The sequence below is a fragment of the Micromonospora sp. WMMD1082 genome (assembly GCF_029626175.1).
Taxonomy (GTDB): domain Bacteria; phylum Actinomycetota; class Actinomycetes; order Mycobacteriales; family Micromonosporaceae; genus Micromonospora.
On record NZ_JARUBM010000002.1, the window covers coordinates 1,117,661 to 1,142,799 of the forward strand.

General features: G+C 70.8%; 25 protein-coding genes and 1 pseudogene. 11 read left to right on the forward strand and 15 right to left on the reverse strand.

All coding sequences use genetic code 11. From position 1 onward, the window contains the following. Positions 1–65: 65 nt before the first annotated feature. On the forward strand, positions 66–3,332 hold the full coding sequence (locus O7615_RS05320) for a S8 family serine peptidase (protein ID WP_278176160.1): 3,267 nt from the start codon (positions 66–68) through the stop codon (positions 3,330–3,332). 114 nt (positions 3,333–3,446) lie between these two features. Here O7615_RS05320 and O7615_RS05325 read toward each other — a convergent pair whose 3' ends face one another. Continuing rightward, on the reverse strand, positions 3,447–3,893 hold the full coding sequence (locus O7615_RS05325; RefSeq protein ID WP_278176161.1) for a hypothetical protein: 447 nt from the start codon (positions 3,891–3,893) through the stop codon (positions 3,447–3,449). A 56-nt stretch (positions 3,894–3,949) separates the two neighbouring features. Next, positions 3,950–4,939, reverse strand: coding sequence for a 4-hydroxy-3-methylbut-2-enyl diphosphate reductase (locus O7615_RS05330; RefSeq protein WP_278176162.1), 990 nt, complete (start codon positions 4,937–4,939; stop codon positions 3,950–3,952). Between the two features lie 159 nt (positions 4,940–5,098). Between O7615_RS05330 and xseA the strand changes: the two genes are divergently transcribed. After that, positions 5,099–6,313, forward strand: coding sequence for an exodeoxyribonuclease VII large subunit (xseA, locus tag O7615_RS05335; RefSeq protein WP_278176163.1), 1,215 nt, complete (start codon positions 5,099–5,101; stop codon positions 6,311–6,313). A 202-nt stretch (positions 6,314–6,515) separates the two neighbouring features. Beyond that, complete coding sequence (locus O7615_RS05340; RefSeq protein WP_092380842.1) at positions 6,516–6,737, forward strand: exodeoxyribonuclease VII small subunit; 222 nt, start codon at positions 6,516–6,518, stop codon at positions 6,735–6,737. A 477-nt stretch (positions 6,738–7,214) separates the two neighbouring features. Here the strand turns inward: O7615_RS05340 and O7615_RS05345 are convergent, their stop codons facing one another. The 3 genes from O7615_RS05345 to O7615_RS05355 all read right to left on the reverse strand — a co-directional run bounded on the left by O7615_RS05345 (position 7,215) and on the right by O7615_RS05355 (position 9,759). Further along, the gene (locus O7615_RS05345) at positions 7,215–8,045 is read right to left on the reverse strand and encodes a hypothetical protein (protein WP_278176165.1); all 831 of its coding nucleotides are present in this window, start codon (positions 8,043–8,045) and stop codon (positions 7,215–7,217) included. Positions 8,046–8,192: 147 nt separating this feature from the next. Next, positions 8,193–8,996, reverse strand: a complete 804-nt coding sequence (locus tag O7615_RS05350) for a hypothetical protein (RefSeq protein ID WP_278176166.1) — start codon at positions 8,994–8,996, stop codon at positions 8,193–8,195. 163 nt (positions 8,997–9,159) lie between these two features. After that, complete coding sequence (locus O7615_RS05355; RefSeq protein ID WP_278176167.1) at positions 9,160–9,759, reverse strand: DUF4245 domain-containing protein; 600 nt, start codon at positions 9,757–9,759, stop codon at positions 9,160–9,162. Between the two features lie 144 nt (positions 9,760–9,903). Between O7615_RS05355 and glpX the strand changes: the two genes are divergently transcribed. Next, the gene (glpX, locus tag O7615_RS05360) at positions 9,904–10,935 is read left to right on the forward strand and encodes a class II fructose-bisphosphatase (protein ID WP_278176168.1); all 1,032 of its coding nucleotides are present in this window, start codon (positions 9,904–9,906) and stop codon (positions 10,933–10,935) included. Positions 10,936–11,008: 73 nt separating this feature from the next. Next, positions 11,009–12,007 (forward strand): DMT family transporter, encoded by a 999-nt coding sequence (locus O7615_RS05365; protein ID WP_278181978.1) that lies wholly within the window; start codon positions 11,009–11,011, stop codon positions 12,005–12,007. Here O7615_RS05365 and O7615_RS05370 read toward each other — a convergent pair. The 5 genes from O7615_RS05370 to O7615_RS05390 form a co-directional block, all read right to left on the reverse strand. Next, on the reverse strand, positions 11,937–12,590 hold the full coding sequence (locus tag O7615_RS05370) for a rhomboid family intramembrane serine protease (protein WP_278176169.1): 654 nt from the start codon (positions 12,588–12,590) through the stop codon (positions 11,937–11,939). The genes O7615_RS05365 and O7615_RS05370 overlap by 71 nt on opposite strands. A 109-nt stretch (positions 12,591–12,699) precedes the next feature. Further along, positions 12,700–13,371, reverse strand: a complete 672-nt coding sequence (locus O7615_RS05375; protein WP_278176170.1) for a lytic transglycosylase domain-containing protein — start codon at positions 13,369–13,371, stop codon at positions 12,700–12,702. Positions 13,372–13,583: 212 nt separating this feature from the next. Beyond that, on the reverse strand, positions 13,584–14,999 hold the full coding sequence (locus O7615_RS05380) for a PhoH family protein (protein WP_278176171.1): 1,416 nt from the start codon (positions 14,997–14,999) through the stop codon (positions 13,584–13,586). 383 nt (positions 15,000–15,382) lie between these two features. After that, positions 15,383–15,724: a hypothetical protein gene (locus O7615_RS05385; RefSeq protein WP_278176172.1), complete on the reverse strand. Its 342-nt coding sequence runs from the start codon at positions 15,722–15,724 to the stop codon at positions 15,383–15,385. A gap of 28 nt (positions 15,725–15,752) precedes the next feature. Continuing rightward, positions 15,753–16,097, reverse strand: coding sequence for a hypothetical protein (locus O7615_RS05390; protein WP_278176173.1), 345 nt, complete (start codon positions 16,095–16,097; stop codon positions 15,753–15,755). A 264-nt stretch (positions 16,098–16,361) separates the two neighbouring features. On the opposite strand from O7615_RS05390, the gene O7615_RS05395 reads away from it, so the two are divergent. From O7615_RS05395 to otsB, 3 genes are all read left to right on the forward strand, one after another. Further along, positions 16,362–16,802: a helix-turn-helix transcriptional regulator gene (locus O7615_RS05395; RefSeq protein WP_278176175.1), complete on the forward strand. Its 441-nt coding sequence runs from the start codon at positions 16,362–16,364 to the stop codon at positions 16,800–16,802. Between the two features lie 160 nt (positions 16,803–16,962). Next, positions 16,963–17,316 carry a hypothetical protein gene (locus O7615_RS05400; RefSeq protein ID WP_278176177.1) on the forward strand — a complete coding sequence of 118 codons (354 nt, stop codon included), beginning with the start codon at positions 16,963–16,965 and terminating at the stop codon, positions 17,314–17,316. Between the two features lie 68 nt (positions 17,317–17,384). After that, positions 17,385–18,209: a trehalose-phosphatase gene (gene otsB / locus O7615_RS05405; protein ID WP_278176178.1), complete on the forward strand. Its 825-nt coding sequence runs from the start codon at positions 17,385–17,387 to the stop codon at positions 18,207–18,209. A 26-nt stretch (positions 18,210–18,235) separates the two neighbouring features. On the opposite strand, the gene O7615_RS05410 is transcribed toward otsB, so the two are convergent. From O7615_RS05410 to O7615_RS05420, 3 genes are all read right to left on the reverse strand, one after another. Beyond that, positions 18,236–19,006, reverse strand: coding sequence for an isoprenyl transferase (locus O7615_RS05410; RefSeq protein WP_278176179.1), 771 nt, complete (start codon positions 19,004–19,006; stop codon positions 18,236–18,238). 74 nt (positions 19,007–19,080) lie between these two features. Further along, positions 19,081–19,935: a hypothetical protein gene (locus O7615_RS05415; protein WP_278176181.1), complete on the reverse strand. Its 855-nt coding sequence runs from the start codon at positions 19,933–19,935 to the stop codon at positions 19,081–19,083. A 31-nt stretch (positions 19,936–19,966) separates the two neighbouring features. Next, positions 19,967–21,817: a phosphoenolpyruvate carboxykinase (GTP) gene (locus O7615_RS05420; RefSeq protein ID WP_278176183.1), complete on the reverse strand. Its 1,851-nt coding sequence runs from the start codon at positions 21,815–21,817 to the stop codon at positions 19,967–19,969. A 141-nt stretch (positions 21,818–21,958) separates the two neighbouring features. Here O7615_RS05420 and O7615_RS34295 point away from each other — a divergent pair. From O7615_RS34295 to O7615_RS05430, 3 genes and pseudogenes are all read left to right on the forward strand, one after another. Next, positions 21,959–22,063: pseudogene (locus tag O7615_RS34295) on the forward strand (GtrA family protein); the annotation flags it as partial. A gap of 185 nt (positions 22,064–22,248) precedes the next feature. Continuing rightward, positions 22,249–22,776, forward strand: coding sequence for a GtrA family protein (locus O7615_RS05425; RefSeq protein WP_278181979.1), 528 nt, complete (start codon positions 22,249–22,251; stop codon positions 22,774–22,776). Positions 22,777–22,839: 63 nt separating this feature from the next. Then, entirely contained in the window at positions 22,840–23,556 is a 717-nt protein-coding gene (locus tag O7615_RS05430) for a GtrA family protein (RefSeq protein ID WP_278176184.1), read from the forward strand. Between the two features lie 18 nt (positions 23,557–23,574). Here O7615_RS05430 and O7615_RS05435 read toward each other — a convergent pair whose 3' ends face one another. Further along, positions 23,575–24,132 (reverse strand): PH domain-containing protein, encoded by a 558-nt coding sequence (locus O7615_RS05435; protein ID WP_278176185.1) that lies wholly within the window; start codon positions 24,130–24,132, stop codon positions 23,575–23,577. A gap of 81 nt (positions 24,133–24,213) precedes the next feature. Then, positions 24,214–25,107: a biotin--[acetyl-CoA-carboxylase] ligase gene (locus tag O7615_RS05440; protein WP_278176187.1), complete on the reverse strand. Its 894-nt coding sequence runs from the start codon at positions 25,105–25,107 to the stop codon at positions 24,214–24,216. Positions 25,108–25,139: the final 32 nt, after the last annotated feature.

Genomic DNA, 25,139 nt, shown 5'->3' on the forward strand with positions numbered 1-25,139 from the left:
ACGAAGGATTCGGCTCACGCGTGCCCTGCATCTGAGGGCGCCCTGTTCTCTGGAGGAAAGAGAACGTGAGCAAACCCCGAAACCTGAGCCGGCGCACCTCCGCCGCGCTCTTCGCCTCGGTCATGGCCGCCAGCGCCGTGACCGTGGTGGGCGGCGCCGCCACGGCGAGCGCCGCTCCTGCCGGACCCGACGCCGCGCAGGCCACCCCCGCCGAGGCGTTGGGCCAGCACGACGCCAAGCTGCTCGCCGAGGCGGAGGCGAAGAAGGCCCCCACCGTCACGATGATCGTCGCCACCGAGAAGGGGAAGGCGAAGGACGTCGCCGACGACCTCACGGACCTGGGCGCGGCGGTCACCGAACGCTACGACACCATCGGCTACGTCCTCGCCAAGGTGCCGACCGGCAAGGCGGTCAAGGCCGCCACGCTGCCCGGCGTCGCCGCGATCGACCTGGACGAGAAGATCCAGCTGCCCGACCCGAAGCCGGAGATCGTCCAGGGCGGCAAGAAGGGCGACAAGCAGGGCGGTACGCTCAGCGGCCCCGGCGCCAAGACGCCCGCCGACAACCCGTACATGCCGACGGGCGAGACCGGCGCGGTCAAGTTCGTCAAGCAGAACAAGAAGTGGGACGGGCGCGGCGTCACCATCGGCATCATGGACTCCGGTGTGGACCTGGAGCACCCGGCGCTGCAGAAGACGACCACCGGCGAGCGGAAGATCGTCGACTGGGTCACCGCGACCGACCCGTTCGAGGACGCCACCTGGCGGCCGATGATCAACCAGGTCACCGGGCCGACGTTCACCCTGGCCGGGCGCACCTGGACGGCTCCGGCCGGCAGCTACCGCTTCAACCTGTTCAACGAGTCGGTGACGAACAACAGCGAGCCGGGCGGTGACGTCAACCGCGACGGCGACAACACGGACCAGTTCGGCATCCTCTTCGACCCGGCGACCAACAACATCTGGGTCGACACCGACCAGGACGGCGACTTCACCGACGAGGCCGTCATGCGGCCGTACCGGGAGAAGTTCGATGTCGGCTACTTCGGCGTCGACAACCCGGCGACACCGGTCAAGGAGCGGATGTCGTTCGTCGTCGAGTACCGCAAGAACGTCGACACCACTCCGGTCGGCGGCCCCGGCCTGGTCGACTACGTCAACATCGGCATCATCGAGAGCGCGCACGGCACGCACGTCGCCGGCATCACCGCCGCCAACAGCATGCTGGGCAACAAGTCGTTCAACGGTGCCGCACCCGGCGCCAAGATCGTTTCCTCCCGTGCCTGCTCCTGGGGTGGTGGCTGCACCGCCGCCGCGCTCACCACCGGCATGGCCGATCTGGTGATCAACCGCGGGGTCGACGTCATCAACATGTCGATCGGTGGCCTGCCGGCGCTCAACGACGGCAACAACGCCCGCGCCACCCTCTACAACAACCTGATCACCACGTACGGGGTGCAGATGTTCATCTCGGCCGGCAACTCCGGCCCGGGTGTGAACACCATCGGCGACCCGTCGGCGTCGACCAACGTGGTCAGCGTCGCCGCCAGCGTCAGCAAGGACACCTGGCTGGCCAACTACGGCTCGGTGGTCAAGAAGAAGAACGCCCTGTTCAACTTCTCCTCGCGCGGCCCGCGTGAGGACGGTGGCGCCAAGCCGAACATCGCCGCGCCGGGCTCCGCCATCTCCACCACCCCGGTCTGGCAGCCGGGCAGCCCGGTCGCCGAGGCCGGCTACGCGCTGCCGTCCGGCTACGGCATGTTCAACGGCACGTCGATGGCGTCCCCGCAGGCCGCCGGTGCCGCCGCACTGCTGCTCTCGGCCGCCAAGGCGACCGACAAGGGCGTCACCCCGGCCGCGCTGCGCCGGGCGATCTACACCTCGGCCAAGCCGATCGCCGACACCCCGACGTACGCGCAGGGTTACGGCATGTTCGACGTGCCGGGCGCCTGGAACCTGCTGCGCAGGAGCACGGAGCCCCGCTCCTACACCGCCGACGCCCCGGTCTGCACGGTGCTTGCCGGCCAGCTGGCCACCCCGCACCGCGGTACCGGCGTCTACAACCGCTGCGGCTCCGCCGACGGCGGCCACAAGGTCAACCAGTCGAAGTCGTACCAGGTCACGCTGACCCGGACGAGCGGCACGACCGGCAACATCAAGCACAACGTCGGTCTGCGCGGCAACAACGGCACCTTCTCGGCCCCGAAGAACGTCACGCTGCCGCTGAACAAGGCCGTCACCATCACGATCACCGCCAAGCCCAAGACCGCGGGCGCCCACGGCACGATCGTGACCGTCGACGACCCGACCACCAACACGATCGACTTCGAGTTCTCCGCCGTGGTGGTGGCCTCGAACGACGTCAGCAAGCCCAACTTCGCCTACTCGGCGCAGGGCTCGGTGGAGCGGAACAGCACCAGGTCGTACTTCGTGACGGTGCCGCCGGGTGCCGGTGCGCTGCAGGTGAACCTCTCCGGCATCGCCACCGGGTCGCAGACCCGCTTCATCGCCTTCAACCCGTGGGGCGTACCGGTGGGGAGCACCTCCAGCCTGGCCTGCTTCACCAACTTCGCCAGCACGGTCGTCTGCAACGCGTTCGAGCGTGACTACCAGAACCCGCTGCCGGGTGTCTGGGAGATCGAGGTGGAGTCGCGGCGGACGTCGCCGGCGCTGAGCAACCCGTACCAGATCCAGGCGCGGGTGCAGGGCGTGGCCGTCGAGCCGGCCGTCGTCGAGCTGCCGTCGGTGACCGCCGGCACCCCGACCCCGGTCACCTGGTCGCTGCGGAACACCTTCGGCCCGGTCACGGTGACCGGCCAGGGTGGCCCGCTGTCCAGCACGCACTCGGAGCGGCCGACCATCGTCGAGTTGGCCACCCAGGAGTTCACCGTTGAGGTGCCGGCGGGCGCCACCAGCTTCACCGCCCGCATCGGCAACACGTCGAACGCCGGTGCCGACCTCGACCTGTTCGTCTACCGGGACGGCGCTCTGGTCGCGTACAACGCGGACGGCGACTCGGAGGAGTTCGTGACCCTCACCAACCCGGTGGCGGGCACGTACACCGTCGTGGTGGACGCGTACTCGGTGGACGGCGCCGGTGGCAGCACCGCGTACGACTACCGGGACTCGTACTCGTCCCCGGCGCTCGGCACCCTCGCGGCGTCGAGCGGCACCCTCACCCTGGCACACGGCGCCACCGGCACCCTCTCGGGCACGGTGACCGCCCAGTCCGCCCCGTCCGCGGGCCGGACGCTCTCCGGTGAGCTGGCCGTGGTGACCACCGAGGGCGCGGTCGTCGGCCGCGGCTCGGTCTCCATCGGCGCGGTGAACTGACACACCACCACCCGCACCAACAGGAAGCCCGTCTCCGGATCTCCGGAGACGGGCTTCCGTCTGTCTGTGGTACTTCGGCTTGTTGTCCGTCGTGGTTCGGCCTGTCTGCCCGGGTCAGGAGCGGCGGGCGGACGCCACCTGGAACGGGGTGCCCTGCTGGCAGGTGGTGAGCATGTCCGGTGCGGGTCGGCCGGTCACCGTCACCGAGGCGCCCGCGGTCAGCACGTCACGGGGGCCACCGAGCAGCAGGTAACCGTCGAGCAGCAGGCAGCCCGGCTCGACACCGGACTCGATCCGGCCGGTCAGGGTGAGTTCACTGGTCGCCGTCGGCCGCGGCTCGCCGCTGGGCCGCTTGCCCGGTGGGCTGGCCGGAGCCGTCGGGTCCACCGGGTCGGAGGGTGGGGGCGCGGAGCCGGTCGGGTCCGGCGTCGGCAGCTCGGTCACGGGTGACGCTCCCGTCGGGGTCGGGGGGGCGGGGCCGTCCCCGGCATCCTGGCCGCCGCAGGCGACGAGCGCCGTGCAGACGATCAGCGCGGTGGCGGCGATCCGAAGGGTCCTCATGCCCGGCTCTGACGCAGCGGGCCGGCGAACAGTTCCATCGGGCGGCCCCCGGCCGGTCAGCCCCGGGCCGCCGCGGCGGCCTTCATGTCGCGCTTGAGCTCCTGGGGCAGCGAGAACGTGAGCCGCTCGTTGGCGGTCACCACCTCCTCCACGTCGGTGAAGCCGCGCTCGGCAAGGTGCGCCAGCACCTCCTGGACCAGTTCCTCCGGCACGCTCGCGCCGGAGGTCAGGCCCACCGTCCGCGCGTCGGTCAGCCAGGCGTCGTCGATCTCGTGGGCGAAGTCGACCAGGTGGCCACCGCGGGCACCGGCGTCCAGGGCCACCTCGACCAGGCGTACCGAGTTGGAGGAGTTGCGCGAGCCGACGACGATCACCACGTCGCAATCCGGCGCGATCTCCTTCACCACGTGCTGACGGTTGCTCGTGGCGTAGCAGATGTCGTCGCTGGGCGGCGACTGGAGCATCGGCAGCCGCTTCTTGAGGCGGGCCACGGTCTCCATGGTCTCGTCCACCGAGAGGGTGGTCTGCGACAGCCAGACGACCTTGTTCGGATCCCGCACGGTGATCCGATCGGCATCCTCCGGACCGTCCACCAGCTGGATGTGCTCCGGCGCCTCGCCGGAGGTGCCGATGACCTCCTCGTGGCCCTCGTGGCCGATGAGCAGGATGTCGTAGTCCTCGGCGGCGAACCGCTTCGCCTCGTGGTGCACCTTGGTCACCAGTGGACAGGTCGCGTCGATCGCCCTCAGCGACCGCTCCTTCGCCTGCTCGTAGACCTCGGGCGCTACGCCGTGCGCGGAGAAGATCACCGTGGCGCCCTCGGGCACCTCCTCGTTCTCCTCCACGAAGATCGCACCCTGGGCCTCCAGCGTCCGCACCACGTGCTTGTTGTGCACGATCTGCTTGCGGACGTAGATCGGGGCGCCGTAGAGCTTGAGCGCCTCCTCGACGGTCTGCACCGCCCGGTCGACGCCCGCGCAGTAACCACGCGGCCGGGCCAGGAGCACGCGCTTGCCGGTCCGGGAAGTCGCCTCAGCCTCAGTCACCCCCCCATCGTACGTCCCGCTCCCGCCGACACCCCCACCCGCGCCCCACCGACAACCCCGTTGATCATGAACTTAGCGGGTGTCATGGAGATCGAAAACCCGGCTGACTTCATGATCGTCGAGGTTGGGTGGGTGGGGTGGTGAGGGGAGGGCCGTAGGGTGGGCGGGGTGGACAAGAGCAGCTCGGAGGAGCCGTGGCCGGTACGGGTGGTCAGCCAGAAGATCGGCGCCTGGGTCGCGCGGCTGGGGTGGGTCTGGGTCGACGGGCAGGTGGCGCAGATCAGCCGACGCCCCGGCGCCAGCACCGTCTTCCTGACCCTGCGTGACCCGTCGGCCGACCTGAGCCTCACCGTCACCACCAACCGGGACGTCCTCGACACTGGCGCACCCGAACTGCGCGAGGGCGCCCGCGTCGTTCTGCACGCCAAGCCGGAGTTCTACGCCGCCCGGGGCACGCTCAGCCTGCGCGCGGACGAGATCCGCCAGGTCGGCCTCGGTGAACTGCTGGCCAGGCTGGAGAAGCTCAAGAAGCTGCTCGCCGCCGAAGGGCTGTTCGACCGGGCCCGCAAGCGCCGCCCGCCGTTCCTGCCGCAGCGGATCGGGCTGATCACCGGCCGGGCCAGCGCCGCCGAGCGGGACGTGCTGACCAACGCCCGTCGACGCTGGCCGGCGGTGGAGTTCCGGACGGTGAACGTGGCCGTCCAGGGCCCGAGCGCTGTGCCGCAGATCGTGGACGCGCTCAAGGTGCTCGACGCCGATCCGAGCATCGACGTGATCATCCTGGCTCGGGGCGGGGGCGGCATCGAGGACCTGCTCCCCTTCTCCGACGAGGCACTGTGTCGGGCCGTCTTCGCCTGCCGTACGCCGGTGGTCAGCGCGATCGGCCACGAGACGGACGCGCCGCTGGTCGACTACGTGGCCGACGTCCGCGCGTCGACACCCACCGACGCGGCCAAGCGGGTGGTGCCCGACCTGGCCGAGGAGGTACGCCTGATCAAGCAGGGCCGGCACCGCCTGCACCGGGCGGTGCACAACCTGGTCGAGCGCGAGTCGCACCGCATCGACGCGCTGCGGTCGCGCCCCGTGCTGGCCCGGCCACAGGTGATGGTGGAACAGCGGGCCGCCGACCTGGCCGCCCTGCGCCAACGCGCCGGCCGCTGCCTGGACCACCGCCTCGCCGCCGCCGACGACGACCTGCGGCACACCCTGGCCCGGCTGCGCGCGCTCTCGCCGGCAGCCACCCTCGACCGCGGGTACGCCATCGTGCAGCGCGCCGACGGTCACGTCGTACGCGCGGCCACCGACGTCGCCCCCGGCGACCCCCTGCGGGTACGCCTCGCCAACGGCGAACTCGCCACCACCGTCACCCCCTAACCCCCCTGACCTCACCCCACCCCGTCCCACCACCTCGCCGCGTCGATCTTGCACTTTCCGTCGCGACAAATGCCCCTGAAGTGCACATCTAACCGACCAGAAGTGCAAGATCGCGGGGACGGGTGGCGGGCGGAGGGAAGACAGCGTGGGAGGCGGGGTGGGGAGAGGAGGGGTAGGGGCTGGTTGTGCTGAGATGGGTGCGATGACTGACGAGAAGACGAGCGGGTCGGACGAGCGACTCAGCTACGAACAGGCCCGCGCCGAACTCGCTTCGGTCGTGGAGCGGCTGGAAGCCGGCGGCACGTCGCTGGAGGAGTCGCTGGCGCTCTGGGAGCGCGGGGAGGCGCTGGCGGTGATCTGCCAACGCTGGCTTGACGGTGCCCGCGCCCGCATCGACGCCGCCCGGCAGGACCCAGCCGGCTGAGCACGGTCAGGACCCGGCGGGTGTAAAGGCGCTGCCCGGGCCGGAGACGCAGCCGTGGGGCGAGCGCATAGCGATCGTCCGCGCCCCAGACAGCGACCGCGCGCCGACCGCCGACCGCCGACCGCCGACCGCCGACCGCCGACCGCCGACCGAGGCTAACCCGTACCGTCACGCACCGTGACTTCCTGCCCGGCATTCCCTACCCCCTTCCATCCTTTGCTCTGCTTCAATAGACGCAACGGTTACCGACAGTGCCTGTCGATCTTCAGGCGACGACGGAAGGCCGCCGCGTCGCCGCAGCTCACAAGCTGTTGCGTGGGTTGAAGCAGAGCAAAGGATGCGCAGGGGAGGGGTTGACGGAGGCTACTGGCGCTACGGAACGCGCTCGTCGCTGTCCGTATCCATGGTCTCCCCAGCGTCGATCAACGCGATGTGAAAGGGCCCGCCGCGTGGTGCGGCGGGCCCGGCGGAGCGTGCTCAGTCGAAAAGGTTGTACAGCTCCGGCGGCGCCTCGACGACCTGGTCGGCCGGCGGCTTCTGCGCCTCGGTCGCGTTGCCGTAGTCGGCGTACGTCACCCTGATCTCCTGCCCGGCGGCCTGGCCGGTGTCGGGCAGCTGGATGACCAGCTCGGTGAGTCGCCCCTCGGCGTCGGTCGTCGCGGTGAACGGCACGGAGTTCGCCTGCGCGCCGAGCGCGGTGATCAGCGTCGGGTCGAGCGAACCGGCGTCGGCGGCCTTCGACAGGTCGATGGTGCCGGCGTACGTGCCGTCGCCGGTACGGCGTACCTCGGTGATGGCCTGGGTCAGCGCCTCGCTGCCGGCGGGGTCGACCCGATCGAAGTCGAAGCCGAGGTTGCGGTCACCCTGGATCCGGTTCTGGTCGAGGTGTTGGTACTTGCCGAGGTTGAGCCGGTCCAGCCCGGGGACGCTGGTCGCCGCTCGCCCCTTGAGATCCACCTTCACCCAGCTGTCCGGCCGGGCGTGGATCAGGTCGAGACTGATCGCCAGGTCATCGGTCGGCTCGCCGATGCGTACCCGCATCTCGGCGCTCTGGCTCGGCTGGTGCACCTGCCCCTCGGCCGTGGAGCCGGCACCGGACATGCTGAACCGGAAGTTGCCGTTACTGATCTCGCGGGTCGAGTCCAGCAACGCCTGCTTGGCGTCGGTGTCGGCCTCCGGCGCGGCACCCGAGGCGGTGGCGGACGGTGTGGCGGTCGACCCGGCGTCGCCGGCCGTGGTGCAGGCGGCGACTCCGGGCGTGAGCAGGGCGACGGCCACGAGGCCGGCGCTCAATCGTCGAACGGTCATCGGTGTCTCCCAGCAGGGTCACCCGACGCATCTCGCGCCGGAGGCTCCCCTCTCCTGTTCCCCACCATCCGCCCGCGCAATCACGCGAGCCGGTCGGCACCAGCGGGGGCGGGCCCGAGCCCACCCCCGCAGCACTGCCGATCCGACCTACTTGAACATCTCGTAGGTCTGCTCGCTCGCCTCGATGACCTGATCCGCCGGCGGCTTCTGCACCCCGGTCGCGGCACCGTAGTCGGCATAGGTGATCTTGATCTCCTGCGCCTCGGCCTCGCCCGCCGCCGGGATGGACATGACCAGCTCGGTCAGCCGGCCCTCGGCGTCCAGCTTCGCCGTGAAGGGGATCGCCTTGGCCTGGTCACCCAACTCCTTGAGCAGGTCCTCGTCGGCGGCGACCGAGTCCTTCACCGCGGAGAGGTCGAAGGTGCCGCTGTAGGCGCCCTCGCCGGTCTGCTGTACCTCGGCAAGACCCTCGAACATCTCCGAGGCTGCGGCCGGGTCGCTGCCCTCCTTGAACACGTCCAGGTTCTTTGCCTCCTTGGCCTTGGTGGCGTCGAGGTGCTGGTACTTGTCCTTGAACGCCTCCATGCCGGGGATGCCGGCGAACAGGTCACCCAGGTCGACCTTCACCCAGGTGTCGGGCTGGATCTGAATGAGGTCGAAGTCCATGGTGAAGTCTTCGCCGCCCACCGTCATGGTCATCTGGGCGCTGTTGCTGGGCTTGTGGAACGTGCCCTTGCCGCTCATCGAGTCGGCGGTGATCGTGAAGGTGAAGTTGCCCTCGGCCAACCCCTTGGTGGAGGCGACCAGCGCCGCCTTCGGGTCGGCCGGGATGCCCGACTCGGCCGAGGGGGCAGTCGCGGAAGGCGAGTCGCCGCCGGAGTTGCAGGCGGTGACGCCGGGAACGAGCAGCGTGGCGGCGATGACGCCCACGCTCCACCGTCGAATGTTCACAGATCGTCTCTCTTCACACAGGCAGGCCCGCCGGCCGGGGGCCGGTCGGGCATTGAACCTGCGGAGCGTAGCGGAACCGACCGACATCATGGGGTCACCTACGGCCCGCCTCCCGGGCCCCACCGAACCGAGCCGAGCCGAGACGAGACCCGGGAGGCAGGCCCTAGTCCACGGCGGCGGCGAGCGCCCGCAGTTCGTTGTCCCGGGCGTCGCCCACCACGATCACCGTACGCTCGGGTTGGAGGAGCACCAGTGCCTGCTCGTTGCCGCGGGCGGTGTACCGCTGCCAGGTGCCGGAGCCGAGATCGGTCTGCCCCTGCGGCCGCCCCTCGTCGGTCAACTCGGCCGGCAGCAGCCGCTCGGCCGGCACGTTGCTCTGCACCAGTTGCAGGCCGCGACCCTCCGGTGTGACGTAGCCCACGCGCAGGATCGCGCCATCCTCGGCGGTGCGGTAGGTCGCGCGTACGGCTCGCCACCCGTCGCCCAGCCCGGTCGGCTCGCTCACCGGGAACGCGCCGGCCGATCTCGCCTGGTCGAAGACGGGCGCTGGGTCGACCGTGTTCGGCTCGTCCCCGCCCAGGAACCCCCGGTAGAAGGCGAGCAGCAGGGCGATCGGGATCAGCAGCACCAGCAGCGAGATCGCCATGTCCCTCGGCGACCGCTCCGACTTCCCAGCGTTGGGCGCGGCCGGCCGCTCGCCCGGCGAGGGCTGGTCGGCGGGCTGGTCGGCGGGTACGCGGTCGGCAGGCTGTGCGGGTTCCACCCGGCCATTCTCGCAGCCGCCCGACCGGCGGTATCCGGCCCATCACCGCCCCGCACCGGCCGGGCGTCCGCCATCGTGTGAGGATCAGGAACCAAAGCCGGCAGCGCCGGCCCGCCCCGCACCGCCGCGAGGAGGAGCCGCTTCATGACGACCACCAGGACGCGAACCCCACAGAATCTCGACCGTAACCTCGCCCTCGACCTGGTCAGGGTCACCGAGGCGGCCGCGATGGCCGCCGGCCGGTGGGTCGGCCGGGGCGACAAGGAGGGCGGCGACGGTGCCGCCGTCGACGCCATGCGCAAGCTGATCAACTCGATCCCGATGAAGGGTGTCGTGGTGATCGGCGAGGGCGAGAAGGACAACGCTCCGATGCTCTTCAACGGTGAAGAGGTCGGTGACGGCAGCGGTCCGGAGGTGGATGTCGCGGTCGACCCGATCGACGGCACCACGCTGATGAGCAAGGGCATGCCCAACGCCCTCGCGGTGCTGGCGGTGGCCGAACGGGGGGCGATGTTCGACCCGAGCGCCGTGTTCTACATGGAGAAGCTGGCCGTCGGCCCCGCCTACGCGGACGTGGTGGACATCAACGCCGGTGTCGGCGAGAACCTGCGCCGGATCGCCCGGGCCAAGGGCTCCAGCGTCTCCGAGGTGACGGTCTGCGTACTCGATCGTTCCCGGCACGACGACCTGGTCAACCAGATCCGTCGGGCCGGAGCCGGCATCCGGTTCATCTCCGACGGCGACATCGCCGGTGCCATCGCCGCGGCACGTGGCGAGTCCGACGTCGACGTGCTGATGGGCATCGGCGGTACCCCGGAGGGGATCACCGCCGCCTGCGCCCTCAAGTGCATGGGCGGGACAATGCAGGCCAAGCTCTGGCCGCGCGACGAGGCCGAGCGGGAGAAGGCGATCGCGGCCGGGCACGACCTGGACCGGGTGCTCACCACCGACGACCTGGTCACCGGAGACAACTGCTTCTTCGTGGCCACCGGCGTCACCTCTGGTGACCTGCTGCGCGGCGTACGGTACCGGGCCGGCGGCGCGTACACCCAGTCGATCGTGATGCGCTCGAAGAGCGGCACCATCCGGGTGATCGACTCGTACCACCGGTTGGAGAAGCTGGCGCTCTACTCGGCGGTGGACTTCGACGGCCGTCCCCTGGACGAACAGGTGTGAGCGAGTCCCTCAGCGCCCTCGGCGAGCGGGGCAGGGCGACGGCGTGAGGACCGCGACGGCGACCCGGCCGACGGTGTCGGCGGGTCGCCGGGCCGGCGCGATAGGGCTGGCGACCGTCGCCGGCGTCGCCGTGGCCATCCAGTCCCGGATCAACGGCGAGATGGGCGTACGCCTCGGCGACGGCATCGCCGCCGCGGCCGTCTCCTTCGGGTCGGGCCTGCTGCTGTTGCTGGTGCTGGTCCCCGCCACCGGCACCGGGCGGCGGGGCCTGGCCACACTGCGCGACGCTCTCACCCGGGGGACACTGCGGCCCTGGCAGTGCCTCGGCGGCGGCTGCGGCGCGTTTCTCGTGTTCACCCAGGGCACCACCGTCGGCACGCTGGGGGTGGCGGTGTTCACCGTGGCGGTCGTGGCCGGCCAGTCCGCCAGCAGCCTGGCCGTCGACCGGGCGGGCGTCGGCCCGAGCGGGCGGCAGCCGGTGACCGCCGCCCGGCTGGCCGGGGCGGTGCTGACCGTGGCGGCGGTGCTGCTGGCCGTCGGCGACCGGTTCGGTCAGCCGGCGGCGCTCGGGCTGGCCGTGCTGCCGCTGCTGGCGGGCATCGGGGTGGCCTGGCAGCAGGCGGTGAACGGGTGGGTCCGGGTGGTCACGGGCAGCACGCTCACCGCCACGCTGGTCAACTTCGCCGTCGGTACGACGGTCCTGCTGGCCGCGTTCGCCGTCAGCCTCGCGCTGCGGGGTCTGCCACCCGGCGGCCTGCCCACCGAACCCTGGCTCTACCTGGGTGGACCGATCGGCATCACGTTCATCGCGGTGGCCGCGGCGGTGGTCCGCCTCACCGGTGTGCTGCTGCTCGGCCTGGCCACCGTTGCCGGTCAGGTCACCGGGGCGGTGCTGCTGGACGTGTTGCTGCCGTCGACCACCTCGCACCCCGGCGCGACCACGGTGCTCGGCGCCGTCCTCACCCTCGTCGCCGTGGCGGTCGCCGCGCTCGGTGGACGGTTCAGGGCATGGTCATCGGGGACTCGGAGCGGTACGGCCCGTCGAGGTCGGACCGGCGGCGGCGGAAGATGATCGCGGCCACGATACCGCCGAGCAACCCGAACAGGTGGCCCTGCCAGGAGATCCGTTCGTCGGTGGGCAGGACGCCCACCAGCTGACCGCCGTAGAGCAGGCCGACCAGCAGGAAGACGGCGAAGTTCCACCAGCTCCGCTCGAAGATGCCCCGGGTGAGCAGGATGCCGAGGTAGCCGAAGATCACCCCGCTCGCGCCGACCACGATCGTGTTCGGCGAGCCGGTGAACCACACGCCCAGCCCGCTGACCAGGACGATGACCAGGGTGGACCAGAGAAAGCGCCGGGCGCCCGCGGCCAGCACGAAGGTGCCGAGCAGGATCAACGGGATGCTGTTGCTGTAGAGGTGGTCGAAGCCGTGGTGCAGGAACGGCGAGAAGAAGACGCCGTCCAGCCCGTCGATGCGTTGCGGGATGATCCCGGCGGCGGCGTCGAAGCCGGCACCCAGCCAGACGTCGAGGCCCTCGATCAGGAAGAGGATCGGCACCACCGCGCACATGGCGACGAAGGCCCGGCCGATCGACGCGTAGAAGGCCATGGTGCCGAACCGGTGGGGGTCGCCACTTCCGGGGAGCAGGGTCACCTGTCAACAGCTATCAGCAAACGCCGGTGGCCGCCACTCTTCGCCGGCCACAACCTGGCCGGTGTCGGTACGCGGCCACCCGCGCACCGGCACCGGCCGGGTCAAGCTCTTAGTAGAAGCCCCTGTCCTGGGAGTGCGTCCAGGCGCCGCAGGGCGTGCTGTACCGGCCCTTGATGTAGCCGAGCCCCCACTTGATCTGGGTGACCGGGTTGGTCTCCCAGTCGTCGGCGACCGTGGCCATCTTGTTACCGGGATACGCCTGCGGGATGCCGTACGCCCCGGACGACCGGTTGCGGGCCTTGTGGTTCCAGCCGCTCTCCTTGTTCCACAGCCTGTCGAGGCAGGGGAACTGGTCGATGTCGAAGCCCGCGTCGATCATGAGCGCGCAGCCGACCTTCCGGTTACCGCTGTACTCCTCGCAGGATTCCGGGATCGGGCCGTCGTACGGCTTCGCCGCCCTGGCTGCCGCCTCCTTGGCCGCCTTCTCCTCCGCGGCCTTCTTGCGCGCGGCCTCCTCGGCCTTGCGGGCCTTGTCGGCGGCGACCCGCGCGCGCTTCCTGACCTCGGTGGCCTGCTGCCGGGCGGCCCGGACCTGGCGGGAGACGGCCTGCTCCTGCCGGTAGTCGACGTCGATCTCGCTGACACTGCCGGCCACCTGCGCACCGGGGCCGGAGCGCTGGGACTGGCGGTCCTCGCTCAGGTAGAAGCCACCGGCCACGCCCACCGAGAGCAGCGCGACAGCTGCGGTCCGGGCGGCGAACCGGCTCCACGGCCGACTCACGAAGTGATCCCTTCGTCGGGGTCAGGGACGCGGCAGGGCCGCGACCCGCACGGGTCGAAGCGAGCCGCGGGCGCCCCGGCCACCAACGATGTGCCCGGTGCGTGGGCGCCCGTGGGACACCATTGCGCACAGTGAGGCTGATGGGAAACCATGGACCTCGATTGTGACGTGGGTCACGGGAAAAATCAGCCCAACACGCCCTAAGAAGGCCGTCAGGTCGGGATGTCCTCCAGTAGGTCGGTCACCATGGCGGCAATCGGCGAGCGCTCCGAGCGGCTGAGCGTGACGTGCGCGAAGAGCTGGTGACCCTTCAGCGCCTCGATCACCGCGGTGACCCCGTCGTGCCGCCCCACCCGCAGATTGTCCCGCTGGGCGACGTCATGGGTCAGCACCACGCGGGAGCCCTGGCCGATGCGGGAGAGCACGGTCAGCAGGACGCCGCGCTCGAGCGACTGCGCCTCGTCGACGATGACGAAGGCGTCGTGCAGGCTGCGCCCCCGGATGTGGGTCAACGGCAGCACCTCGAGCAGACCACGCGAGGTGACCTCCTCCAGCACGTTCTCGTGGATTACGGCACCGAGCGTGTCGAAGACCGCCTGCGCCCAGGGCGACATCTTCTCCGACTCCGAGCCGGGCAGGTAGCCCAGTTCCTGGCCGCCGACGGCGTACAGCGGGCGGAAGACGATCACCTTCTTGTGCCGGCGACGTTCCATCACCGCCTCCAGCCCCGCGCAGAGCGCCAGGGCGGACTTGCCGGTGCCGGCCCGGCCGCCGAGCGAGACGATGCCGATCGACTCGTCGAGCAGCAGATCGAGGGCGACCCGCTGCTCGGCGGAGCGACCGTGCACGCCGAACGCCTCCCGGTCGCCGCGGACCAGCCGGACGGTCTTGTCCGGCAGCACCCGGCCGAGCGCCGAGCCCCGGGACGAGTGCAGCACCAGACCGGTGTGGCAGGGCAGACCCGCCGCCGCGTCCGCGTCGATGGTCTCCCCGGCGTAGAGCCGGGCGATGTCGTCCTCGGCCAGCTCCAGCTCGGCCATCCCGGTCCAGGTCGGGTCGCTCGCCTGGCCGTGCCGGTACTCGTCGGCGCGCAGGCCGACCGAGGCGGCCTTGACCCGCAGCGGCATGTCCTTGCTGACCAGCGTCACCTCCCGCCCCTCCGCGGCGAGGTTCAGCGCCACGGAGAGGATCCGCGCGTCGTTGGACTCGTTGCGGAACCCCGGCGGCAGCACGCCGTCGTCGGTGTGGTTCAACTCCACGCGCAGCGTGCCACCGGCGTCGTTGGCCGGTACCGGCCGGTCCAGCCGGCCGTGGCGCACCCGCAACTCGTCCAGCATGCGCAGCGACTGCCGGGCGAACCAGCCCAGCTCCGGGTGATGCCGCTTGCCCTCCAGCTCGGAGATGACCACCAGGGGGAGCACCACCTCGTGCTCGGCGAAACGGTGGAACGCCGCCGGGTCACTGAGCAGGACGGAGGTGTCCAGGACGAAGGATTGGCCCGCTGGTCGGGGCTCCCTGGGGTCGGCCGGCCCGGCGGCCGCGGTACGGCGGCTCCGGGTGCTGCGGCGGGTCGTGGCAGTCGCGGCCGGGCCCTGGTCGGCACCGGCGGTCGTACGGCGAGTCGTCACAGGCCTGCTCCGGCGGATGGGCACCCGGCCACCCGCGGTCCGCCTCCTCCGGGTGCCCGGCTGACACGGGGTCGGATGCGGGCCCCGTGTGCGAGGTCGCAGGCCGGGCGGGCCGGCTGGCTCGGGACAACCCCGTGCCATGGCCTAGACGCTAGCTCCCCACAACCGGTCCCGGCTAGAGCCTGGCTCGTGGATCTCGTCGAGCGCCGAGACGAGGCCCGGGCGGCGAATCGGCACGGCGGCGTGAACCGGCCGGGATGCATGCCCCCTGCGCGCATCCCGGCCGGTGGGACCACCGCCACCGGTCTGACGTGGCCCCGACGGCGCCGCCCCGAAGGGCGTACGCGCCGCGCCTGTGGACGGGCCGGAGCCCGTCGACCGGTTCAGCCGGTCCGTCGGACGAGGGTGCCGGTCGGGTGCCGCCCGGTGACCGAGGCGGCCGGCTCCGCGAAGGACGATCCGGTGTACGTGGTGCCCGGGCGGACCACCGTGGCGGCGACCCGGGCGGGGGGCGACGAGGGTGCCGCCACGGCGAGGGCGGAGGCGATGGCGGCCTGGGCGTCGCGGCGGCGCCGGTTCCACGCGCCACGGTCGCCGTCGAAGTAGCCCTGCCGGTAGCCGAAGCGGTAGCCGATCCGGTAGCTGAGTTGCCCGTGCAGCCGCCCCGCGGCGTAGCACGTCGCGGCGAGCACCAGGACGAGGAAGATCGCGAGGAACGGGCTCATCCGGCGGCTCCGGTCCCTCGCGCGCCCGTCATCGTTCCTCCGGTTCGACGATGGTGGGGTCGGCGACCAGGAGCCGGTCCAGGTCGTCGGTGCTGATCTCCTCCACCAGCTCGACGCTGATCCGGCAGCCGTCCATGACCACCTCGGCCACCGACGACCGGCGGATCTCACCGCCGGCGTCGTAGACCCGGACGCTCAGTTCCGGGCAGCCGAGGTGGGTTCGCCAGGCGTTCCACTCGGCCCGGTCGCCGACGCTCAGCGACAGGTAACGGCAGCCGTGGGCAAGGTAGAGGCGCCACGGCGCGCTCAGTCCGGCGGCGACCCCCTCGGCAACCAGGCTGAAGGCCTGGGCACGGGTTGCGAGTTCGGTCACCACACCCCCCTCACACCGGGCGCGTGACGCAGGTGAGCACTAATCGTCTCAGGCACGTGACACACCGTAGGTTGTCCCATGAACGTGACAGTATCAGCTTTTCGTTCGTTTGCCTCCGCACCTACGTACATCTATCCTGCCCAGGTGACACCCCTCAGGAAGAGTGCCGGACCCCCTTCCGGCCGGAACGCAACGACGTCACGCAAGCGTGACAGACGCGTGGCACGGGCCGCCACCCAGGCTCAACGGTCGTACGGTCACGAGGTGACCGAGACGGCCAACGCGCGGAAGATCGCCTTCGCCACCTTCGTCCGGCGCGCCCTCGACGAGGCCCGCGCGACCCGGGCATGGAGCGGCACCGAGGTCTCCCGACGCACCGGCGTCTCGCGACAGACCATCAACCGTTGGGTACGCGGCGACTGGGCCAGCGACCCGGAGGCCGAGCGGGTGGTGGCCTTCTGCGAGGGCCTCGGGCTCGACCCGGGCCACGCCTTCGCGGCCCTGGGCTGGGACCGGACGGCCTCCCGCCGCACCCCGCCGTCCCCGCCCCCGATGGACCCCGATGTCGAGGCGCTGCTGCGCCGGCTGGTCGACCCCGACGTCTCGGACGCGGAGAAGTTCCACATCCGGGAAACCATCCGTTACCTCGCATACCGCCCGACGCTGCCGCTCGCTGTCCGAAAACGAGGAGACGCCGCCAGCTAGTTCCTCAGATGGCGAAAGAACGACAGGTCAGCCTCATTCGTTTCGCTACGGGGCAGGAACGGGCGCGCTAGCGTCCGTATTCGTACTGCTTGGGCTCGTCGTCGGCGGGGGGACGGGACAAGGCCGAACCAAGCCCTGCGGGACAGAAGGGGGTCTCCCCATGACCCTGAAATGGTTGGCGGTCGTGGTCGCCACGGTCTCGGTGACGCTCTGCGTCACCGGCAACGCGGTGACCCTGACCCTGAACGGCGGGCAGCTTCCCCTGCTCGTCAACCTCTTCGCGCTCACCACCGCGAGCACCGCGATCGTCCTGGCCGTCATCGCCGAGCTGCACGACCGGCTCAACGACCGACTCACCGCGCTCACCGAGTTCCTGGTGGAGCGGCTGCGGGAGATCGAGACGCACACCGGCGACCGGAACTCCGGCTTCGTGGAGGGCTACCTGCTCAGCCACGGTCAGGAGGCGGCCGTGGTGCCCTTCGGACGCCGGGGACGTGGAGCCGCCGAACGCTGATCACGCCTGCCACCCGCGCCGGATTCACGCCGGGAATGACCGGTCGAACCCGGGGTACGCTGTCGCGCGTGCCGCCGTTGAATCTGGGCAACCAGCAGCCGAAGACCCCGCTGAACGCCGACCAGGCCTGGCGGGCTACCGCCGACCGGGCGGCCGAGACCGTCCTCTTCTTCGACTTCGACGGCACACTCGCGCCGGTCGCCGACGATCCGACGCAGGTGCAACCCGCGCCGAAGGTACTGGCCGCGATCGAGGCGCTCGCCCCGGTGGTGCGGCGCGTCGCGATCGTCTCGGCCCGACCGGTGGAGTTCCTCCGGGAGCACTTCGGTGGGCTCACCGGCGTCGACCTGTACGGGCTCTACGGCCTGGAGCACAGCCACTCCGGCGGGGACACGGTCACCGAGCCGGCCGCCCTGCCGTGGGTGCCGACGATGGCCGAACTCGCCGACCTGGCCCGCGCCGAACTGCCGCCGGGCACCCTCGTCGAGTACAAGCGACTCTCCGTGGCCCTGCACTGGCGTACCAGCCCGCAGCTCGCCGCCACCGTCGAGCGGTGGGGGCACGACCAGGCCGAGCGCCTCGGCCTGCGGGTGCAGGTCGGGCGGATGGTGCTGGAGATCAAACCACCGGTCGACCGGGACAAGGGCATGGTGATCGACGAGCTGGTGCAGGGAGTGCGCGGCGCGTGGTACTTCGGTGACGACGTCTCCGACATCAAGGCCTTCGCCGCGCTACGGGCCCGCGCCGCCGCAGACCCCGACTTCCTGGGCGTCTGCGTCGCCGTCGCCAACCCGGAGACCGGTGACGAGGTCGCCGAGGCCGCCGACCTCACCATCGACTCCCCGGCCGCGCTGGGCGACTTCCTCACCGAGGCCACGCACCGCCTCGCCTGAGCCAGCGCCGCGCGCGGGTGCCGGGGTCAGACCCCGTAACGGCGCTGGCGGGTGGCGTACGAGCGCAGAGCGCGGAGAAAGTCGACGCGACGGAAATCGGGCCAGTTCAGCTCGCAGAAGTAGAACTCCGAGTGCGCCGACTGCCAGAGCATGAAGCCGGAGAGGCGCTGCTCCCCGCTGGTCCGGATGATCAGATCAGGATCCGGCAGCCCGCGGGTGTAGAGGTGCTCGGAGATGTCGTCGACGTCCAGGGAGCCGGCCAGCTCCTCCAACGTGCCGCCGCTCGCCGCCTTCTCCAGCAGCAGCGACCGCACCGCGTCGGCGATCTCCCGTCGACCGCCGTACCCGACCGCGATGTTGACCTGAGCGCCGCCGGTGCGCTCCCGGGTCCGCTCCTCGGCTGCCTTGAGCGCGCTCGCGTGCGGCGCCGGCAGCACGTCGAGCGCGCCCACCATCCGCAGCCGCCAGGGGTTGCCCTCCTCCGCCAGCTCGGTGCTCAGATCCTCGATGATCTGGAGCAGCGGATCGAGCTCCGCCGCCGGGCGCGAGAGATTGTCGGTGGAGAGCAGCCAGAGCGTCACGTGCCCCACACCGGCGGCGTCACACCAGCGCAGCAGTTCCTTGATCCGCTCGGCGCCCATCCGGTGCCCGTCGTTCGGATCGACGAAGCCCATCTCCCGGGCCCATCTGCGGTTGCCGTCGCACATCACTCCCACGTGGCGGGGCACCGGACGGCCCGCGAGCTTGGCCGTCAGCCGCCGCTCGTAGACGGAGTAGAGAAGTTTCCGCAGAGTCATCACCTTGCAGGGTAGCGAGCCGCCGGACGGATCAGTGTGCCGGTGGCCGATGCCGCGCCGACCGCCGAGTCTCCTCAGGCGGCGGTGGGGTTGGCTCGGGCGGCGCGACGGACACCATAGACGGCGAGGGCGCCGGCCGCGACCAGCGGCGCGCCGTCGCGTACCAGGCCGTCGACGCCGAGCAGCCACCAGCACAGCGGGAGGTCGACGGCGAGCACGGCGACGGTGACCACGATGAGCAGCGTGCCGGCCCAGCGCCGGCCACGCATCAGGAACGCCGTGCAGAACAGCACCAGGTAGCTGGTCGCGATGCCGGCGCCCAGCCAGAGCAGCACCGCGGGCACGGCGATCAGTCGCCCGTCCAGGATCGCGGCGGTGGCGACCAGAGCCGGCACCAGCATCAGCGGGCTGTACGTGAACGCCGCGACCCGACTGGTCAGCAGCCACGCGTTCGCCTCCGGCCGGCGCGGTGGCGTCTCCCGCCAGGAGATGCCGGAGCGGTCGAGGACCAGCCGGGGCCGGTGCCGCACCAGATGCCCGGCGAGCGCCGACGACCGGTACAGCAACCAGACCACGGCCGTGCAGAGCGCGGTGAGCAGGGCGAAGCCGAGCAGTCCGGGCAGCGGCGGCACGCCGTGCCGGGGCACGACCAGCCGGCCGACCGCGAAGACCGTGGTGACGGCGAGGATCAGGCCGAGCGGGCGGGCCACCGTCCGACCGCGACGCACATGCCCGATGAGCAGCAGGAAGCCGAACGAGCGCAGCATCGCCCAGCCGGTCCGCACGGCGAGCCCGAAACCCTGCTCCGGCGCGTACCACCAGTTGAGCACCTCGACCACGACGGTCGCCGCGGCGGTCACCGCCAGCAGCGTGGTCAGCACCCGGACGGCGGACGGCCGCCGGACCTCGGTCGCGGCGGCCGTCCTCATGGCATCAGATGATGCCCGGATCCGCTGTCGATCACACCCCCCGCTGCGGTTGCGCCGCGTCGAGCCGGGCCCGCAGGGCGTCCAACTCGGCCCAGAGGACGCCGGGCAGCTTGTCGCCGAACTTCTCGAACCACTCGGTGATCAGCGGCAGCTCGTCCCGCCACTCGTCCGGGTCGACCTTCAGCGCGATGCGGACGTCCTCCGGCGTCATGTCCAGTCCCTCGACGTCCAGCGAGTCCAGGGCCGGAACCATGCCGATCGGCGTCTCGACGGCCTCCGCCCGACCCTCGATCCGCTCGACGATCCACTTGAGCACCCGCGAGTTCTCGCCGAAGCCCGGCCAGAGGAACCCGCCCTCCGGATCCTTGCGGAACCAGTTGACGTAGTAGACCTTGGGCAGCTTCGACTCGTCGCCGTCGGCGCCCTTGCCCATCTCGATCCAGTGCCGGAAGTAGTCGCCACCGTGGTAGCCGATGAACGGCAGCATCGCCATCGGATCCCGGCGCACCACGCCGACCGCACCCGAGGCGGCGGCGGTGGTCTCCGAGGAGAGCGTGGCGCCCAGGTAGACGCCGTGCACCCAGTCCCGGGCCTCGGTCACCAGCGGGATGGTGTCCCGGCGCCGGCCACCGAACAGGATGGCGTCGATCGGCACCCCGTTCGGGTCGTAGTAGTCCTCGGCGAGGATCGGGCACTGGGTGATCGGGGTGCAGAACCGGCTGTTCGCGTGCGAGGAGAGGCTGTCGCTCTCCGGCGTCCAGTCGTTGCCCTTCCAGTCGATCAGGTGTGCCGGCGGCTCACCCATGCCCTCCCACCAGATGTCACCGTCGTCGGTGAGGGCGACGTTGGTGAAGATGGAGTTTCCCCGCTCCAGCGTCCGCATGGCGTTGGCGTTGGTCTTCCAGTCCGTGCCGGGCGCGACGCCGAAGAGGCCGTACTCCGGGTTGACCGCGTAGAGACGACCGTCCGGGCCGAACCGCATCCAGGCGATGTCGTCGCCGATCGTCTCGACCTTCCAGCCCGGGATGGTCGGCTCCAGCATGGCCAGGTTGGTCTTGCCGCAGGCCGACGGGAAGGCGCCGGCGATGTGGTAGACCCGCCCCTCCGGAGAGGTGATCTTCAGGATCAGCATGTGCTCGGCGAGCCAGCCCTCGTCGCGCCCCATCACGCTGGCGATCCGCAGCGAGTAGCACTTCTTGCCGAGCAGCGAGTTGCCGCCGTAACCGGAGCCGTACGACCAGATCTCCCGGGTCTCGGGGAAGTGCGAGATGTACTTGGTGTCGTTGCACGGCCAGGCCACGTCCTGCTGGCCCGGGGCCAACGGCGCGCCGATCGAGTGCAGCGCGTGCACGAAGTCCGCGTCGTCGCCCATCGCCGCCAGGATCTTCGCGCCCATCCGCGTCATGATGCGCATCGAGGCGACCACGTACGGGCTGTCGGTGATCTCCACGCCGAACATGGGCTTCTCGGCCTCGACCGGACCCATCACGAACGGGATGACGTACATCGTCCGGCCGCGCATCGCACCGCGGTACAGATCCGTCATGACCCGTTTCATCTCGGCCGGCGCCATCCAGTTGTTGGTGGGACCGGCGTCCGCTTCGTCCACGGAACAGATGAAGGTGCGCTCCTCGACCCGGGCGACATCCGTCGGATCCGTGCGCGCGTAGAACGAGTTGGGCTTCTTCTCGGGGTTCAGCCGGACCAGAGTGCCGGCCTCGACCAGTTCATCGGTGAGGCGACGCCACTCCTGATCGGACCCATCCACCCAGACGACCTGGTCGGGATTGGTCAGTTCAGCGACCTCACGGACCCAGGCGAGGAGTTTGGGGTGGGACGTAGGGGCCTGATCGATACCCCGAACGGTGGCCGGAGCAACCATGACACATCTCCTTGTGGTCGACGCTGACCTGTCTATGGAGTGCACGAGTCTCGGCGCCGCGCGATGCGGATCGCCTTCGTGGGAAACCTGGGATTGGCCTCAGCGTAAACCGATGGCCCTCTCCAGTCAGTGGGACTGGTTGTGAAGAACTGCACAAGGTACGGCCGCGCTGCGGCATCACGAGCCTTTACCCGCTTTCACGCGCAGTTTCACGCAAATCCTGCGGTGGACCTCCGGCCTGCGGCTCCCGGGTGGAGACAGCGGCGGCGTTTTCCGGCCGGGGGGCACCGAAGGGAACAACGGCACCCGTCGCACGGATCCGGTTACGCTCCGTTCGTGCCCGTCCGTGCCACCGCACCGGTGGACTCCGGTGCCCGTTGCTGCCCGTCCGTGGGACCGGCAACCGGTACGCTCGCACGGTGGCCGCCACAATGACCGGGGAGCCAGGCTCCCGGCAGACCCGCACGGGTCTGGTCCACTCCCTGATCGACCGCTTCGGTCACCTCGTCCGGGAGTTGAGCAAGTTCGCAACGGTGGGCGGTGTCGCCTTCGTCATCGACTTCGCCCTGTTCAACTACCTCATCGGCCCGCAGGGCGTGGAGCAGGTAACCGCCAAGACCATCTCCACGGTGATCGCGGCGACCTTCGCCTTCCTGGGGAACCGGTTCTGGACGTGGCGGCACCGCAAGCGCTCCAACCCGGCACGCGAGTACGCCCTGTTCTTCTTCTTCAACGCGGTGGGCCTGGGGATCGCGGTGGCCTGCCTGGCCATCAGCCGCTACGGGCTCGGCAGCATCTGGCCGACCGTCTTCCAGACCCGGCTGGCCGACAACATCGCCAGCTTCGTGGTGGGCACCGGGCTAGGCACGCTGTTCCGATTCTGGTCGTACCGACGGTTCGTCTTCGTGGATGCGGGAACGCCAACCGCCGCGGAAGCGAACCAGGACCGCGCGGCGTGACCTGTCGCCCACTCGTTCGGTCGGAACCAGCCGGCCTCGACCCACTGCCCTAAGGTGTTGCGCATGCCTCTTGTCCGTCTGCTGCCTGAGCGCTGGCAGAAGTTCATCCACGAGGCGTTCAAATTCGGCCTGGTCGGCGGCGTCAACACGGTCATCAATTACGCGGTGTTCAACGCACTGGCACTCACGGTTTTCGTCGATGGCCAGCTGAAGGCGACCGTTGTCGCCACCATCGTCGCGACGATCACGTCGTATCTGATGAATCGGCACTGGACGTACCGAGATCGTCCAAAATCGGCCATGCAGCGGGAGTACGCCCTATTTTTCCTCTTCAACGGGGTGGGTCTGCTCATCGAACTCGGCGTGCTCGCCGCCGCCAAGTACGGGCTGGGCGTGACCGGCCTGCTGGCGCTCAACGTCGCCAAGACCGGCGGTGTGGTCCTGGCGACCCTGTTCCGCTTCTGGTCGTACCGGACCTTTGTCTTCCAGCCCGCCGCGCCCGCCGAGGCGGCACCGCGATGGCAGGGCCTGCCGCGCGACGAGTGGGACACGATGGCCGAGATGGACCCGGTGGCCGAACTCGCCGAGTCCATCACGGAGCTGGAGGAAGAGGAACCACCCGCCGCCCGGCCCGGCGTGCCCGCCCGCCCGCTCCAGCCGAGATCAGCCTCGCTCAGCGACGAGGCGGAGCTGACGGCGGCGTTGGACGCCGAGTTGGAGGCCGAACTGGCCGCCCACCTCCACCCCACCCCCACATCCCGCCGCTCCCGCCGCCGCTGACGCTGACCCCAGGCGACCTTAGGTGCCGGTGGTGCGGTCGCGCTCGGCGAGGATCTCGCGCAGCTCGCCGTCGCCGAGTGAGTGCTTGTCGTGGAACGCCTCGACGAGTTCGTAGAGCTTCGTCTGGACCCGGTCCACCTTCGGCACGTCGGGCAGCACGGATTGACCGCGCTCACCCGCCGACTCGATGGTGAGCGTGCCGTAGCCCAGCACCCGCCCGATGAACTGCTGGTTCATCGAGTGGTCGTTGACCCGGCTGAGCGGGATGTCCCGCCGCTCCCGGGAGAACACCCCGTGCTGGAGCACCACCCGCTCGTTGGTGAAGAGGTAGTGCGTGGTGCGCCAGGCAATGTACGGCCACAGGGCCAGCCAGAGCACGGCGAGGAGCGCCAGCCCGCCGATCACCGCGAGAGTGATGGAGCCGCCCCCGCCCGAGGGCAGGAACAGGACGCCGGCCGCCACAGCGGCGACGGCGAACACCAGCACCGCCACCGGCCCGACCAGTGCCTTCCAGTGCGGATGCAGGTGCAGCACGACGTGCTCGTCCTCGGTGAGCACGTCTTCGGGAAACGCCACGGGAACCTCCTCGCAGGAACGGACGGCCAGACCGTAACCCCCCACCGCCACCCCCCACATCCACCCCCCGGGTGGGTGGTGTTAGCGGAGGTGGTGGAGGTCGGCGGCGGCCAGGGGGTGGGTGGTGGGGACAGTCGTGGGGGTGGCGGGGGTGGTGAGGAGGAGTCGACCGTCGGGGTCGATGGTGGTGGCGGTGCCGGTGAGTTCGGTGCCGTCCGGGAGCACGGCACGCACCTCGCGGCCGATGGTGCCGCAGACCGCCAGGTAGGCGTCCCGCAGGCCGCTCTCCACCGCGTCGCCGCCGGCGGCGCGCCACCGGGCGTACCACTCGGCCACCGAGCGCAGCAGCGCCCGCAACAGCGGATCCCGGTCGGTGGCCGCCGCGCCGGACAGTTGCAGCGAGGTGGCCGGCAGGCCGGTCGGGTGCTCCGGCAGCTCGTCGGCGCGCAGCGTGACGTTCAGCCCGATGCCGAGCACGACCGCGGGCGGATCGCCCAGCCCCGGGCCGGGCACCCCCTCGGCGAGGATCCCGGCGCACTTGGCGCCCCCCACGAGCAGGTCGTTCGGCCACTTCAGGGTGGCGTCCAGCTCGGCCAGCAGGACCACCGCCTCGACCAGCGCCACGCCGGCCAGCAGCGGCAGCCAGCCGTACCCCGCGGGTGGCGCCGGGGACCAGCCTCGGTCCGGCACGGCCTCGCCGGGCCGCAGCAGCACGCTGGTCGCGATGCCCGCACGCGGCGGCGACTGCCAGACCCGCCCGCGCCGCCCGCGCCCGGCGGTCTGCCGCTCGGCGACCACCACCAGGCCCTCCGGCTCCCCGTCCCGGGCCGCCTCGGCGACATCGGCGTTGGTGGAACCGGTCTCCACCCGCAGCTCCAGCCGTGACCACGGGCCGTTCGGCGCGACCAGCGCCCGGCGCAGCCGCGCCGCCGACAGCGGCGGGCGGTCCAGATCGGTGTACGGCGAACCCGGCATCGAACCAGCCTACGGGCAAGCCGGTGCGGCGG